12 protein-coding genes are annotated in these 14,364 nt (G+C 72.4%); 6 read left to right on the top strand and 6 right to left on the bottom strand.

What is annotated here, in order from left to right:
- Positions 1-586: 586 nt before the first annotated feature.
- From AB0L59_RS00365 to AB0L59_RS00375, 3 genes are all read left to right on the top strand, one after another.
- On the top strand, positions 587-2,389 hold the full coding sequence (locus tag AB0L59_RS00365; protein ID WP_365577606.1) for a DEAD/DEAH box helicase: 1,803 nt from the start codon (positions 587-589) through the stop codon (positions 2,387-2,389).
- A gap of 398 nt (positions 2,390-2,787) precedes the next feature.
- Positions 2,788-3,429, top strand: coding sequence for a helix-turn-helix domain-containing protein (locus AB0L59_RS00370; RefSeq protein ID WP_365577609.1), 642 nt, complete (start codon positions 2,788-2,790; stop codon positions 3,427-3,429).
- A gap of 378 nt (positions 3,430-3,807) precedes the next feature.
- Positions 3,808-4,599 carry a S16 family serine protease gene (locus tag AB0L59_RS00375; RefSeq protein ID WP_365577612.1) on the top strand — a complete coding sequence of 264 codons (792 nt, stop codon included), beginning with the start codon at positions 3,808-3,810 and terminating at the stop codon, positions 4,597-4,599.
- A gap of 39 nt (positions 4,600-4,638) precedes the next feature.
- Here AB0L59_RS00375 and AB0L59_RS00380 read toward each other — a convergent pair whose 3' ends face one another.
- The 5 genes from AB0L59_RS00380 to AB0L59_RS00400 are packed head-to-tail and all read right to left on the bottom strand — an operon-like array spanning position 4,639 to position 8,836.
- Positions 4,639-5,595, bottom strand: a complete 957-nt coding sequence (locus AB0L59_RS00380) for a glycine betaine ABC transporter substrate-binding protein (RefSeq protein WP_365577615.1) — start codon at positions 5,593-5,595, stop codon at positions 4,639-4,641.
- Positions 5,592-6,446, bottom strand: a complete 855-nt coding sequence (locus AB0L59_RS00385) for an ABC transporter permease (protein ID WP_365577617.1) — start codon at positions 6,444-6,446, stop codon at positions 5,592-5,594. Before AB0L59_RS00385 ends, AB0L59_RS00380 begins: the two co-directional genes overlap by 4 nt.
- Positions 6,443-7,684 carry a betaine/proline/choline family ABC transporter ATP-binding protein gene (locus AB0L59_RS00390; RefSeq protein ID WP_365577620.1) on the bottom strand — a complete coding sequence of 414 codons (1,242 nt, stop codon included), beginning with the start codon at positions 7,682-7,684 and terminating at the stop codon, positions 6,443-6,445. The genes AB0L59_RS00385 and AB0L59_RS00390 overlap by 4 nt, the downstream gene beginning before the upstream one ends.
- Entirely contained in the window at positions 7,677-8,324 is a 648-nt protein-coding gene (locus tag AB0L59_RS00395; protein WP_365577623.1) for an ABC transporter permease, read from the bottom strand. Before AB0L59_RS00395 ends, AB0L59_RS00390 begins: the two co-directional genes overlap by 8 nt.
- A gap of 29 nt (positions 8,325-8,353) precedes the next feature.
- A complete protein-coding gene (locus tag AB0L59_RS00400; RefSeq protein ID WP_365577625.1) occupies positions 8,354-8,836 on the bottom strand; it encodes an Lrp/AsnC family transcriptional regulator in 483 nt (160 codons plus the stop codon).
- Positions 8,837-8,958: 122 nt separating this feature from the next.
- Here AB0L59_RS00400 and hppD point away from each other — a divergent pair, with 122 nt between their 5' ends.
- Entirely contained in the window at positions 8,959-10,104 is a 1,146-nt protein-coding gene (gene hppD / locus AB0L59_RS00405) for a 4-hydroxyphenylpyruvate dioxygenase (protein ID WP_365577628.1), read from the top strand.
- Between the two features lie 396 nt (positions 10,105-10,500).
- Positions 10,501-11,916: an FAD-linked oxidase C-terminal domain-containing protein gene (locus AB0L59_RS00410; protein ID WP_365577631.1), complete on the top strand. Its 1,416-nt coding sequence runs from the start codon at positions 10,501-10,503 to the stop codon at positions 11,914-11,916.
- 17 nt (positions 11,917-11,933) lie between these two features.
- On the opposite strand, the gene AB0L59_RS00415 is transcribed toward AB0L59_RS00410, so the two are convergent.
- Positions 11,934-12,347, bottom strand: a complete 414-nt coding sequence (locus tag AB0L59_RS00415; protein WP_365577634.1) for an SsgA family sporulation/cell division regulator — start codon at positions 12,345-12,347, stop codon at positions 11,934-11,936.
- Between the two features lie 236 nt (positions 12,348-12,583).
- Here AB0L59_RS00415 and AB0L59_RS00420 point away from each other — a divergent pair, with 236 nt between their 5' ends.
- On the top strand, positions 12,584-14,320 hold the full coding sequence (locus tag AB0L59_RS00420) for an RDD family protein (RefSeq protein ID WP_365577637.1): 1,737 nt from the start codon (positions 12,584-12,586) through the stop codon (positions 14,318-14,320).
- The last annotated feature ends 44 nt before the right edge of the window (positions 14,321-14,364 follow it).

Here is a 14,364-nt window from a genome sequence, read left to right on the forward strand (position 1 = left end):
CGGTCGTCCGTGCCCGGGCCGAGCGCCTGGCGCGCAGCCACGCCGATCCGGTGCGGAGGCTGGGCGAATGAGCCGCCGTCTCACCGTCGCCGAGGTCACCGCCGTGGCCGAGAGCGCCTTCGGCGGCCGGCCGCCGAAGGCGCGCGAGCCCGGTCCTGCCGGCCTCGGCCGTGCACCGGCCGCGGGCCCGGATGTCCGGTACGGCCGCCTGAGAGGACCTGCACGAGCAGGCCGCCGCCCTGCCGCACGCCCTCGCCACCGATCACCACCTGGTCGACGGCGACAAGCGCACCACGTGGCCCGCCACCGCCGCCTTCCTCGCCCTCAACGGGGTGGGAGCGCGCCGGTGCCGACCAGGACACCGCGTACGACCTGGTCATCGATGCGGCCTCCGGTGAGGTGGGCGATGTCGGGGTGATCGCGGGGCGGCTGCGGCGGCTGTGACGTGGGTCCCACCCGCGGGGGACCCGGCCTCGTCCGGGCGTTGACGGGAGGGCGGCGCCGGTAGGGTGGCCCGGTTGTCATACGTAGCCGCCCCAGCCCTCTGAAAAACCGAGCCGCCCGAGCCCCGCAAAATACGGAGACCGTGACTACCACCGCCGCTTCCTCCTCCGCTCACTCCCACCACCTGTCGCCCGCCTTCCCGGGCCGCGCGCCCTGGGGTACCGCCAGCAAGCTGCGTGCCTGGCAGCAGGGGGCGATGGAGAAGTACCTCCAGGAGCAGCCGCGTGACTTCCTCGCCGTCGCCACCCCCGGCGCCGGCAAGACGACCTTCGCGCTGACGCTCGCCTCCTGGCTGCTGCACCATCACGTCGTGCAGCAGGTCACCGTGGTCGCGCCGACCGAGCACCTGAAGAAGCAGTGGGCCGAGGCGGCGGGCCGGATAGGGATCAAGCTGGATCCCGAGTACAGCGCGGGCCCGCTCGGCAGGGAGTACGACGGGGTCGCGGTCACGTACGCCGGTGTCGGTGTGCGCCCCATGCTGCACCGCAACCGCGTGGAGCAGCGCAAGACGCTCGTCATCCTCGACGAGATCCACCACGCCGGTGACTCCAAGTCCTGGGGCGAGGCCTGCCTGGAGGCGTTCGAGCCCGCCACGCGCCGACTCGCGCTGACCGGTACGCCGTTCCGTTCCGACACCAATCCCATCCCCTTCGTGACGTACGAGGAGGACAACGCCGGCATCCGCCGGTCCGCCGCCGACTACACGTACGGCTACGGGTCCGCCCTGTCGGACGGGGTCGTGCGGCCGGTCATCTTCCTCTCCTACAGCGGCAACATGCGCTGGCGTACGAAGGCCGGTGACGAGGTCGCCGCCCGGCTCGGCGAGCCGATGACCAAGGACGCGGTGAGCCAGGCCTGGCGTACGGCGCTCGACCCGCGCGGCGACTGGATGCCCAGCGTGCTGCGCGCCGCGGACCAGCGGCTCACCGAGGTCAGGAAGGCCATCCCGGACGCGGGTGCCCTCGTCATCGCGTCCGACCAGGACTCGGCCCGCGCCTACGCCAAGCTCATCCGGGAGATCACCGGGACGAAGGCGACGCTCGTCCTCTCCGACGACGCCGGTGCCTCGAAGAGGATCGACGATTTCAGCGACAGCACCGACCGCTGGATGGTCGCGGTCCGCATGGTGTCCGAGGGCGTCGACGTACCCCGGCTGGCGGTGGGCGTGTACGCGACGACCATCTCCACACCCCTCTTCTTCGCGCAGGCCGTCGGGCGTTTCGTACGGTCCCGGCGGCGCGGCGAGACCGCGTCGGTGTTCCTGCCGACCGTGCCCGACCTGCTGACCTTCGCCAACGAGATGGAGAAGGAGCGGGACCACGCCCTCGACAAGCCGAAGAAAGAGGGCGAGGAGGACCCGTACGCCGAATCCGAGAAGGAGATGGAGGAGGCGAACAAGCAGCAGGACGAGGACACCGGCGAGCAGGACATGCTGCCCTTCGAGGCGCTGGAGTCCGACGCGGTCTTCGACCGGGTGCTGTACGACGGCGCCGAGTTCGGCATGCAGGCGCACCCGGGAAGCGAGGAGGAGCAGGACTACCTCGGCATCCCGGGGCTGCTGGAGCCCGAGCAGGTGCAGCTGCTGCTGCAGAAGCGGCAGGCCCGCCAGATCGCGCACAGCCGGAAGAAACCCGACACCGAGGCCGACCTGCTGGAGCTGCCCGCCGAGCGGCGTCCGGTGGTCACGCACAAGGAGATGATGGAGCTGCGCAAGCAGCTCAACACGATGGTCAGCGCGTACGTCCACCAGAGCGGCAAGCCGCACGGGGTGATCCACACCGAGCTGCGGCGGGTGTGCGGGGGGCCGCCGAGCGCGGAGGCGACGGCGGGGCAGCTGCGGCAGCGGATCGCCAAGGTGCAGGAGTGGGCGACCCGCATGCGGTGACGCTCCGCCGGGTTCGGCGGTGTTTTCCCAGGCCCACCCGCCCGGCCGGCTCGGTCGGCCAGGAGGCGGCCGGCCCGGCGCTTCACCCCGGACCCCAGGTGAGTGGCGCGTGTCAGTTCCTGCTGCGTGTGCGTATCCGGACGAATTGATGCAGGCCGGAAGTAGTCTTGCCCGGATTCTGGACGGAGGCTTCCGCTCAGCGAACCTGCTTCGCTACTGTCCCGCTACGCACACGCCCCGTGGCAGCGCCGCCGCGGAGCGCAGCCGTGAAGCGACATGGCCCGGAGCCGCCGGGCCGTCCTGCCGATCGGCGGCCTCTGAAGCGCGTCGCCGACGGGACTCGGCGACGCATCCGTCGCTCAGCGTCCGCCGACCTCACCGCCGAAGGAGTGGGCGTCGTGACCGCGGAGACCTCTCAGACGCTCGACCGGGGACTGCGCGTCCTCAAGCTGCTGGCCGACACCGACCACGGGCTGACCGTCACCGAACTGTCCACGAAACTGGGCGTGAACCGTACCGTCGTGTACCGGTTGCTCGCCACTTTGGAACAACACGCCCTCGTACGGCGTGACTTGGGCGGGCGAGCCCGGGTCGGGCTCGGGGTGCTGCGGCTCGGCCGGCAGGTGCATCCGCTGGTGCGGGAGGCCGCGCTGCCCGCGCTGCGATCGCTCGCCGAGGACATCGGGGCGACGGCCCACCTGACGCTGGTGGACGGTACGGAGGCGCTGGCCGTCGCCGTGGTCGAACCGACCTGGACCGACTATCACGTGGCGTACCGGGCCGGTTTCCGGCATCCGCTGGACCGGGGGGCCGCGGGCAGGGCGATCCTGGCGGCTCGGCAGTCGCCGTCCCTGGACCCCGGATACACCCTCACGCACGGTGAGCTGGAGGCCGGGGCGAGCGGGGCCGCGGCGCCGCTGGTCGGGGTCACGGGGGTCGAGGGCAGCGTGGGCGTCGTGATGCTGGCGGACTCCGTGCCGGAGCGGGTGGGACCGCGGGTGGTGGAAGCGGCGCGGGAGGTCGCCGAGGCGTTGCGCTGACGTCGGCCGTGCCGTGCCGCACCCCCGGCGGCACGACTGTCCACAGCGCTGCAAGCCAACGGAGCCGCGGCTCCCGAAGCGGCGCGGGGAGCTGCGCGGGGGACCACGACGGTCCCGCACCCGGCAGCGGACCGCATCATTCCCGTGCTCATCCGGCCCCTCACCCGCCCCTCACCCGCCACCCAGCCCCGCCAACCCTTTGCCTGTCCGGCCCATGAGCCGCCCGCGCCTTCGTGCTGGTGGACGGCCACCTCCCGGCGCCGACCGGTCCCGGCACCGGCGTCGGGCCGCTTCCGGAGGCCCTCTCCGGTTCGCCCGGGAGCGACGGGACCTGTACGCGGCATAAGGCGCAGGTGACGGTCGCGTTAGATTGACCCTGTGCTCTCACGTCTCACGCGTCCCCAGGCCGTCGCCGTCTGCGCGCTGCCCGTCGTGGCCCTGCTGGCCACGGCGGCCCTCGCTCCGCTGCCGTTCTCGGTGGCCCAGCCCGGGATGACGGCGAACGTGCTCGGCGAGAACAAGGGCGCCCAGGTGATCACCGTCTCCGGCGCGCCGGTCCGCGGGACCAGGGGGCAGCTGCGGATGGTCACGATCGAGGCGACCGGACCGGACGCCCGGGTGACCCTGGGAGACGTGTTCGGCAACTGGTTCCGCACCGACCGGGCCGTGATGCCGCGCGACGCGGTCTACCCGAGCGGTGACACCGTCAAGGAGATCGAGAAGCACAACGAGGCGCAGATGCGGCAGTCCCAGGACGCGGCGACCCAGGCGGCGCTGAAGTACCTGGGGCTGAGCGCCGACAAGGTCAGGGTCACGCTGAAGCTCGCCGACGTGGGCGGGCCGAGCGCGGGCCTGCTGTTCACCCTGGGGATCATCGACAAGCTGCACGGTGACGGCAGCGGTGGTGACCTCACCGGCGGCCGCACCATCGCCGGTACGGGCACGATCGACGCCGCCGGCAAGGTCGGCGCGGTCGGCGGAGTGGCCCTGAAGACCCAGGCCGCCCGACGGGACGGGGCGACCGTCTTCCTGGTGCCGAAGGCGGAGTGCGCCGACGCCAAGGCGGAGCTGCCGAAGGGGCTGCGCCTGGTCCCGGTCACCACGCTGAAGGGCGCGGTGAACTCCCTGGTGGCCCTGGACCACGGCAAGGGCTCGGTCCCGAGCTGTTAGGCCGTCGCCGACCGGCCCGGGCGCGCAGGTCGGCGCTCCCTACTTCACGAACCCCTCCTGCTTCATCCAGTCCAGCGCCACCTGGTGCGGATCCTGGCCGTCCACGTCCACCTTGCCGTTCAGCGTCTGCGCCACGGAGTTGTCCAGTTTCCTCGTGACGGGCTCGATGACGCTCGCGATGGCCGGCCATCTCTTCAGGACCTTGGTGTTGACCACGGGGGCCGCGTTGTAGTTGGGGAAGAACTTCTTGTCGTCCTCCATCACCACCAGGTTCATCGACTTGATGCGCCCGTCTGTGGTGAACACCTCCCCGTACGTGCACTTGCCCTTGGCGACCTGCGTGTAGATGATCCCGGTGTCCATCTGCGTGACGTTCCGCGCCGGAACGCTCATCCCGTACGCCTTCTCCAGGCCGGGCAGTCCGTCGGCCCGGTTGGCGAACTCGCTCTCCACGCACAGGGTGACGGCGCCGGGGTCCTTGGCGGCCAGCGCGGCCACCTGCGAGAGCGTCCGGGTGGCGTACTTCCTGAAGTTCGCCTGGTTCATGGCCAGGGCGTAGGTGTTGTTCAGCCGGGCCGGCGGCAGCCACGTCAGCCCGTTCCGCGCGTCGGCGTCCCGCACCGCCGCCCACTGTTTCTCCGGGTCCGGGATCGGCCTGCTGTTGCCCAGGTAGGTGATCCAGCCGGTGCCCGTGTACTCGAACTGCGCGTCCGCGTCGCCCTTCTTCACGGCCTCCCGGGAGCCGATGGACCCCTGGATGCCCGTGCGGTCCAGGACGTCCGCGCCGGCCGCCTGGAAGGCGATCCCCATGATCGCGCCGAGGATCAGCTGCTCGGTGAACTCCTTGGAGGTGACGGTGAGACGGGCCCCCTTGAGCGGCTCGCCCCGGCCGATCGTGCCGGGCTCGACGTCGTCGGCCATCGGGGAGCCGCTCGTCAGCCCGCAGCCGGACATCGTCATGAGCCCCGCCGCCAGCAGGCATGCGCCGCGTCTCATGTGCCCGCCTCCAGGCCGCGCGGTCGCAGCAGCACCTCCGCCAGCGAGGCCAGCCAGTCCACCAGCAGCGCGAGCGCCACGGTCAGGACCGAGCCCAGCACCAGTACCGGCATGCGCTGGGTGGTGATGCCGGTGGTGATCAGCACGCCCAGGCCGCCGCCACCGCCGAAGGTGGCCAGGGTCGCCGTACCGACGTTCAGGACCAGGGCCGTACGGACACCCGCGAGGATCAGCGGGACGGCGAGGGGGAGTTCGACCCGCGCGAGCACGCCGAGCGGGGACATGCCGATGCCGCGGGCCGCCTCCAGCAGGGTCGGGTCGTTTGCCCTGAGGCCCGCGATGGTGTTGGAGAGCACCGGCAGGATCGCGTAGACGACGATGCCGATCAGGGCCGCTTTCGTGCCCGTCCCGAGCCAGATGACCAGCAGGGCCAGCAGGCCGATCGCCGGGGTCGCCTGGCCCGTGTTGGCGAAGGTCACCGCCACCGGGGTGGCCCGGCGGAAGGCCCGCCGGGTGAGCACGATGCCGAGCGGGATCGCGATGACGAGCACGAAGAAGGTGGAGATCACCGTCAGCTTCACGTGCTGCCAGAGCGCCTTGGAGACCTGGCCGCCCGCCAGCGCGTTCTGCGAGATCGTGTCCAGGCTCGCCTGCCGGAACCACAGCCAGGTCGCGAGGAGAAGAGCCACAAGGAACGCGGGCAGGAACGTCAGCCGCTGCCAGGACACCCGGCGCGCGGGCGGCCGCCGGGCCGGGGGCGGAGCCTCCCGCTCCGCCTCGCCCGCGTCGCGGAAGGCGGGCCCGCTGACCTCGTGCTCGCCGTCGGGCCGCTGCTGTGGAGCGGTGCTCACGCCTTCGTCCCCCCTCCAGGACCCTCCTGCTCCAGATGGGTCTGCTGGGCGCGTGCCTCCTCCAGCTCGTGCTGGTGCTCCATCGCATCGAGGCGGTCGGCCTCCAGCAGCTCGTGCACGGAGTTCATCAGCGTCTCCATGTCGACCACGCCGATGTACTCGCCGCGCCGCCCGGTCACCGCGACCCGGCCCGCGTTGTCCGTCAGGACGGCCTCCAGCGCGTCCCGCAGCGTCGCGTCCCGGGTCACCGTGTCGTGCACCAGCGTGCCCGCGCGGGCCAGCGAGCCCCGGGCCCGCATCAGGTCGCCGCGGCGCAGCCACTTGTAGGGGCGGCGGCGCCTGTCGAGGAGGAGGATCTCGTTGGTGCCGCTGCCGCGCAGGTACCCGAAGATCTGCTGGAGCGGGGTGTCCACCGTCACCGTCGGGTAGTCCCGCATCTCCACGTCCCGCACCCGGGTCAGGTTCAGCCGCTTCAGGGCCGCGCCTGCGCCGACGAATCCGGAGACGAAGTCGTCGGCCGGATTGGTGAGGATCGCCTCCGGGGTGTCGAACTGGGCGATGTGCGAGCGTTCGCGCAGGACCGCGATCCGGTCGCCCAGTTTGATCGCCTCGTCGAAGTCGTGGGTGACGAACACGATCGTCTTGTGCAGCTCGTGCTGGAGCCGGATCAGTTCGTCCTGGAGGTGGTCGCGGGTGATCGGGTCGACCGCGCCGAACGGCTCGTCCATCAGGAGCACCGGGGGATCGGCCGCCAACGCCCGGGCCACCCCCACCCGCTGCTGCTGGCCGCCGGACAACTGGCGCGGATACCGCCCGTGGAACTCGCCCGGGTCCAGGCCGACGAGGTCGAGCAGCTCCTCGACCCGGGCCCGGATCCGTGCCCTCGGCCAGCCGGTCATCTTCGGTACGAGGGCGATGTTCTGTGCGACGGTCATGTGCGGGAAGAGACCGGCCGACTGGATCGCGTACCCGACCTTGCGGCGCAGCCTCACCGGGTCGATGTCGGTGACGTCCTCGCCGCCCATGCGGATGCGGCCGCCGGTCGGCTCGATCAGCCGGTTGATCATCTTGAGCGTCGTGGACTTCCCGCAGCCGGACGGGCCGACGAAGACGACCGTCTCGCCCGCCTTGATCTCCATGCTCACGTTGTCCACGGCCGGCTGAGGGCTGCCCGGGTACCGCTTGGTCAGGTTCTCCAGCTCGATGGAGGCGCCGTGCGTGGCCGTCGTCTCAGACACGGATCCCCCTGGGGATGGTCAGCCGGCCGATCAGCACGTACACGGCGTCGAACAGCAGCGCGAGGATGATGATCCCGAGGGTGCCCGCGAGCACCTGGTTCAGCGCGTTCCTGCTGCCCAGGGAGGCGAGTCCGCGGAAGATCTCGTTGCCGAGGCCCGGTCCCGAGGCGTAGGCGGCGATCGCGGCGATGCCCATCAGCATCTGCGTGGAGACCCGGATGCCGGTCAGGATCGGCGGCCAGGCCAGCGGCAGCTCCACCCGCGCCAGCCGCACCGGACGGGACATGCCGATGCCCCGGGCCGCGTCCACCAGGGCGGGGTCCACCCCGCGCAGGCCCACGATCGCGTTCCGCACGATCGGCAGCAGCCCGTACAGGGTCAGCGAGATCACCGTGGGGGGCACGCCCAGGCCGACGACCGGGATGAGCAGACCGATCATCGCGAGGGAGGGGACGGTGAGGATGGTGGAGGTGGCCGTGGTGGCGAGGTTGCCCGCCCAGTCGGAGCGGTAGGTGACGACCCCGATCAGCACCCCGATGGCGGTCGCCAGGACCATGCACTGGAAGACCGCGCTGGCGTGCTGCCAGGCGTCGGTGAGCAGCTGCTGGTGGCGATTGCCCAGGTACTCCCAGAAGTTCACCCGCGCTCACCCCGAGCCCCGAGATCGGCCTACGTCCCTTCGCTGCTGTCCGTGGCCGCCTGCTCCACCAGCGGGATGATCCGCAGCGGGACGGGGTTCTCCATGACGATCGCCGTGGAGGCCCGGACGATGCCATCAAAACCGACGACCCGGTCGATCACCCGCTGGAGATCGGCGTTCGAACGGGCCACCAGCCGGCACAGCATGTCCCCGCTGCCGGTGGTGGTCAGCAGCTCCAGCACCTCCGGCACGGTCGCCAAGTGCGCCCGGACGTCCGGCCCTTGGCCCTGCCGGATCTGGAGGGTCGCGAAGGCCGTCACCGGATAGCCGAGGGCCGCCGGATCCACCTGCGGACCGAATCCGCGGATCACTCCATTCGACTGAAGCCGGTCCAGACGCGCCTGCACCGTGCCCCGGGCGACCCCCAGCCGCCGGGACATCTCCAGCACGCCGATGCGCGGCTCCTGAGCGAGGAGCACGATGATCCGCCCGTCCAGATGATCGATCGCCACGGCACCCCCAGGGATGGGCATCCTGTACAGAAAGACCGACGATACCGCCGTACCGCTGAGCAGATTGCCCAGTGATTACGCAAACTATTGCGCACCTTGCAGAGCGGGGCCACCCTTCGGGCATGACGCAGACCACACAGCACACTCCCGACACCGCCCGGCAGGCCGATCCCTTCCCGGTCAAGGGAATGGACGCGGTCGTCTTCGCCGTGGGCAACGCCAAGCAGGCGGCGCACTACTACTCCACCGCCTTCGGCATGAAGCTGGTCGCCTACTCCGGACCGGAGAACGGCAGCCGCGAGACCGCCAGTTACGTGCTGGAGAACGGCTCCGCACGGTTCGTGTTCACCTCGGTGATCAAGGCGAGCACCGACTGGGGCCGCTTCCTCGACCGGCACGTGGCCGAGCACGGCGACGGCGTCATCGACCTGGCCATCGAGGTCCCCGACGCCCGCGCCGCCCACGCCTACGCCATCGAGCACGGCGCGCGGAGCGTCGCCGAGCCGTACGAGGTGAAGGACGAGCACGGCACCGTCGTCCTCGCGGCGATCGCCACCTACGGCGAGACCCGGCACACCCTGGTCGACCGCTCCGGCTACGACGGTCCCTACCTGCCCGGTTACGTCGCCGCCGCCCCGCTCGTCACCCCGCCCGCCCACCGCACCTTCCAGGCCATCGACCACTGCGTCGGCAACGTGGAACTCGGCAGGATGAACGAGTGGGTCGGGTTCTACAACAAGGTCATGGGCTTCACGAACATGAAGGAGTTCGTGGGCGACGACATCGCCACCGAGTACAGCGCGCTGATGTCGAAGGTCGTCGCGGACGGCACCCTGAAGGTCAAGTTCCCGATCAACGAGCCCGCGATCGCCAAGAAGAAGTCCCAGATCGACGAGTACCTGGAGTTCTACGGCGGCGCCGGTGTCCAGCACATCGCGCTGAACACCAACGACATCGTGCAGACCGTCCGCACCATGCGCGCGGCCGGCGTGGAGTTCCTCAACACCCCCGACTCCTACTACGACACCCTCGGCGAGTGGGTCGGCGACACCCGCGTCCCGATCGAGACCCTGCGCGAGCTGAGGATCCTCGCCGACCGCGACGAGGACGGCTACCTGCTGCAGATCTTCACCAAGCCGGTCCAGGACCGCCCGACGGTCTTCTTCGAGATCATCGAACGCCACGGCTCGATGGGCTTCGGCAAGGGCAACTTCAAGGCCCTGTTCGAGGCGATCGAGCGCGAGCAGGCCAAGCGGGGCAACCTGTAGGCGCGAGGTGCCGCCGGCCCCTCACGGCGGCAATCCCCTCGTCCGGCGCCGCCGGCTGCGGCAGCGCGGCCGGCACCCCCGGGGCCGGAGCCCTCAGTGCCTGCGCCCACGGACGGGCGGCGGGTGGCCGGACCGCCGCGTGCCGGTGCGCTTGGCCCGCGGGCGGCCGCAGCCCCAGCGCGCCCGCCCGCGACCCCGCCCCCAGCGCGCTCACCGGCAGCCGGCGCGGCCACCGCCGCCCGCGGCGCGGCGCCGGCGGCTCCTCCGGCGGGGACGCACCCGATATCCACCCTCGGTCGTCCACGGCGGTCACTGTGCTTTTGGACGAGGAGCCGGTCCGGGCGGCCCGAGCGCCGGGCCGATGGGGTTCACACCGATGCCTGTGAGTGCGACGCTGTGATCATGAGCCGTATCGAAGCGCCCCGCTCCGAAGCAGCCGAGGGCACCGGCAACCTCACGGACCGGCTCCTGGCCGGCCTGCCCGCCGAGGCCGTCCTGACCGACCCCGGCGTCACCGCCTCCTACGCCAACGACATGGCGAGCTTCTGCCCGGCCGGCGCCCCCGCCGTCGTCGTGCTCCCCCGCACCGTCGAACAGGTCCAGCACGTCATGCGCACCGCCAGTGAGGTGCGCGTGCCCGTCGTCCCGCAGGGCGCCCGCAGCGGTCTGTCCGGCGCCGCCAACGCCGTCGAGGGCTGCATCGTGCTCTCCCTGATCAAGATGGACCGCATCCTGGAGATCAGTCCCGTCGACCGGATCGCCGTGGTCGAACCGGGCGTGATCAACGCGGCCCTGTCCCGCGCGGTCGAGGAGCACGGCCTGTACTACCCGCCGGACCCGTCGAGCTGGGAGATGTGCACCATCGGCGGCAACATCGGCACCGCGTCCGGCGGCCTGTGCTGCGTCAAGTACGGCGTGACCGCCGAGTACGTCCTCGGCCTGGACGTCGTCCTCGCCGACGGCCGCCTGCTGTCCACCGGCCGCCGCACCGCGAAGGGCGTCGCCGGCTACGACCTCACCCGGCTGTTCGTCGGCTCCGAGGGCTCGCTCGGCGTCGTGGTCCGCGCGGTCCTCGCCCTCAAGCCCAAGCCGCCGCAGCAGCTGGTGCTGGCCGCCGAGTTCCCCTCCGCGACCGCCGCCTGCGACGCCGTCTGCCGGATCATGGAGGGCGGTCACGTCCCCTCCCTCCTCGAACTGATGGACCGTACGACCGTCAAGGCGGTCAACGACCTCGCCCGCATGGGCCTGCCGGAGACCACCGAGGCGCTGCTGCTGGCCGCCTTCGACACCCCGGACCCGGCCGCCGACCTCGCCGCCGTCGGCGCCCTGTGCGAGGCCGCGGGCGCGACCGAGGTCGTCCCGGCCGAGGACGCCGCCGAGTCCGAACTGCTGCTCAAGGCCCGGCGGCTCTCGCTGACCGCGCTGGAGGCGGTCAAGGGCACGACGATGATCGACGACGTGTGCGTGCCCCGCTCGAAGCTCGGCGCGATGCTGGAGGGCGTCGAGCGGATCGCCGAGAAGTACGACCTGACCATCGGCGTCTGCGCGCACGCCGGCGACGGCAACACCCACCCCACCGTCTGCTTCGACGCCCAGGACGCGGACGAGTCCCGGCGCGCCCGCGAGTCCTTCGACGAGATCATGGCCCTCGGCCTGGAACTGGGCGGCACGATCACCGGCGAACACGGCGTCGGCGTACTGAAGAAGGAGTGGCTGGCCCGGGAGATCGGCCCGGTCGGGGTCGAACTGCAGCGGGCCGTGAAGCAGGCCTTCGACCCGCTGGGCATCCTCAACCCGGGCAAGGTCCTCTGAGCCCTCGGTACGGCCGCTCACCGGGCGAGCAGCTGGTCGAGGGCGCCGTCGATGCCCAGCTGCCCGCCCTCCGTCCCCGGCGGCACCGCCCGCAGCGTCCGCTCCAGCCAGGCCGACACCTGCGGTACCGGCGCCTCCAGCAGCGCGTCCCCGTCCGGCGAGCTCAGCGCCATCAGCACGACACTGCGCCCGTCCACCTTGGTCGGCCACACCCGCACGTCTCCCTGCCCGCACGGCCGGAACACCCCCTCCACCAGCAGGTCGCGGGCGAACGTCCAGGTGACCGGGGACGCGGAGTTGATGTGGAAGGCGATATGGGCGGCGTACGGATCGTCGGAGCGGTAGCCGAGCCGGGCCGGCACCGGGATGCCGCGTTCCGGCGACAGGATGAGCCGCATCTCCAGCTCCCGCTCCACCACGGTGTGATGCATGACGTTGCCTTTCTCGTTCCGTCCGGGCCGCTCGGACCGGGCCCGCACCAGAGCAGAGGGCGCCGGGGCCGGGTCATTACGCGGGTTCGGAGAAATTTTTTTCGCGGACCCGTGACAGCGGGGTACGACGTTGCCCGGAAAGGGGTGGGTCCTGCGGGACTGGCGCTGCGGGGTGCCCCGGTCTGATAGATGTGGAGGCCCCCATCCCACCCCCGAGCAGATACGGGACGACGGACATGAGCGCCCCAACCCCGGCCCCAGGTGACGACAGGCCCCGCGAGGGCTACTACCCGGACCCGTCCATCCCCGGTTACGTCCGGTACTGGAACGGCGCCTCCTGGGTGCCCGGCACCAGCCGTCCGGCGCCGAAGGACGGCGAACCGCTCGCCCCGCCGCCGGGCGTCCGTCCCGCGACCCCGCCTCCGGCGGTGGAGGAGACCGGCCCGCACTTCTTCGACGAGGACCCGGAACCGACGCCCTCCGGCCAGGACGGCTCCGGCGCCTGGGAGGCCGACGGCCGGCACGGCGCGGGCCGGGCCGGGTACGGCGACCAGGGCGCGGCGCGGTCCGGACCGGGCGGTCCGTACCCGGGCGCGGGCGGCCGGGGTGCCGGGCAGCCCGGTGCCGGTGGCCGGCCGGCGGGCCGGTTCGGTTCCGCCGCTGACGCGGAGCGGCGTACCGCCTGGGGCACCGACCCGAGGGTGCCCGCCGAGGGTTCGGACCGGCCGGCCGGCCAGGCCGGGCCCTCCGACGGCGCGGCCTCGATCCCGCCGGCGGAGGGCGACGACCAGGATCCCGGCGGCACGTTCATCTTCCGCCGGCCGGTCCCGGGGCCCGCGGCCGTCCGGGACGAGGGCACGATGACGTTCCACCCGGTACCGGGCCAGGGCGGGCCGGGCGCACCGGCCCCCGGGCCCCGGGCGCCCGGCTCCCCGGCCTCCGGCGCGGAAGCCGGGGCGGGTTCCGGTTTCGGGCCGCACGGGCCGGCGCAGCGGCCGGGCGGCCGCGACGCGGGCGGGGGTTCCGCCGCCGGCGCACCCGGTGGCTTCGGCGTGCAGGCCTCTGGTGCCGAGGCGGGAGCGGGTTCCGGTTTCGGCTCGCAGGTTCCGGCGCAGGGCCCCGGTTTCGGTGGGCCCGGCTCGGGAGCGGCGCCCGGCGGCTTCGGGCCCCAGGGTCCCGTCGGCGCATCCGGCCCGTCCTCCCCGGCCGGCGGGCCCGGCTTCGGGGCCGGTAAGGCCGCCGCCGCACGTGCCGCCGCCCAGGCACCGCAGGCATCCCAGGGGCCCCAGCCCGCGTCCGCCGCCGTGGCACCCGTCCTGCCGGCGCAGAGCAGTCCGCCGGTCACCCCGGTGACCAGCGGTCCCGGTGGCGGTCAGGCGTCCTGGGCGCAGCAGGTGCACCAGCTCGCCGGCGGCGGCGACGAGCAGCCCGTGGCGCCGTGGAAGCCGCCGGTGGAGGACCCCTTCCAGGCGGCCGCGCGCCGGCAGGCCGCCGCCCGTCCCGCCGGGCTCGGCAAGCGCCTCGCCGCCCGGCTGATCGACGGCCTGGTGACGGGCGCCGTCACGGCCGCGGCCGCCGTACCGCTCGGCACCGAGGCCGTCGACCACATCCGGCAGAAGGTCGACGCGGCCAAGCTGTCCGGCCACGAGGTCACCGTCTGGCTGCTCGACGGCACGACCGCCACCAGCCTCGGCATCGTGCTCGCCGTCCTGCTGCTCTTCGGCGTCGTCTACGAGGTGCTGCCGACCGCGAAGTGGGGCCGCACGCTCGGCAAGAGGCTGCTGGGCCTCGAGGTGCGGGACATCGAGGCCCACGAGCCGCCCACCTTCGGCCTGGCACTGCGCCGCTGGCTGGTCTACAGCGTGCCCGGGCTGCTCGGCGTCGGGATCGTGGGCGTGCTGTGGTGCCTGTTCGACCGGCCCTGGCACCAGTGCTGGCACGACAAGGCGGCGCACACCTTCGTCGCGGGCTGACCGCCGGCCGGCCGCGCGGCGCCCTGCCGCCCGGTACTCCGTAC

The sequence above is a fragment of the Streptomyces sp. NPDC052109 genome (genome assembly GCF_040680195.1).
Lineage (GTDB): Bacteria > Actinomycetota > Actinomycetes > Streptomycetales > Streptomycetaceae > Streptomyces.

Coding starts and splice junctions, on each gene's coding strand:
- AB0L59_RS00380 (WP_365577615.1), bottom strand. CDS start 5,595: ATGAGACGCGGCGCATGCCTGCTGGCGGCGGGGCTCATGACGATGTCC.
- hppD (WP_365577628.1), top strand. CDS start 8,959: ATGACGCAGACCACACAGCACACTCCCGACACCGCCCGGCAGGCCGAT.
- AB0L59_RS00415 (WP_365577634.1), bottom strand. CDS start 12,347: ATGCATCACACCGTGGTGGAGCGGGAGCTGGAGATGCGGCTCATCCTG.
- AB0L59_RS00420 (WP_365577637.1), top strand. CDS start 12,584: ATGAGCGCCCCAACCCCGGCCCCAGGTGACGACAGGCCCCGCGAGGGC.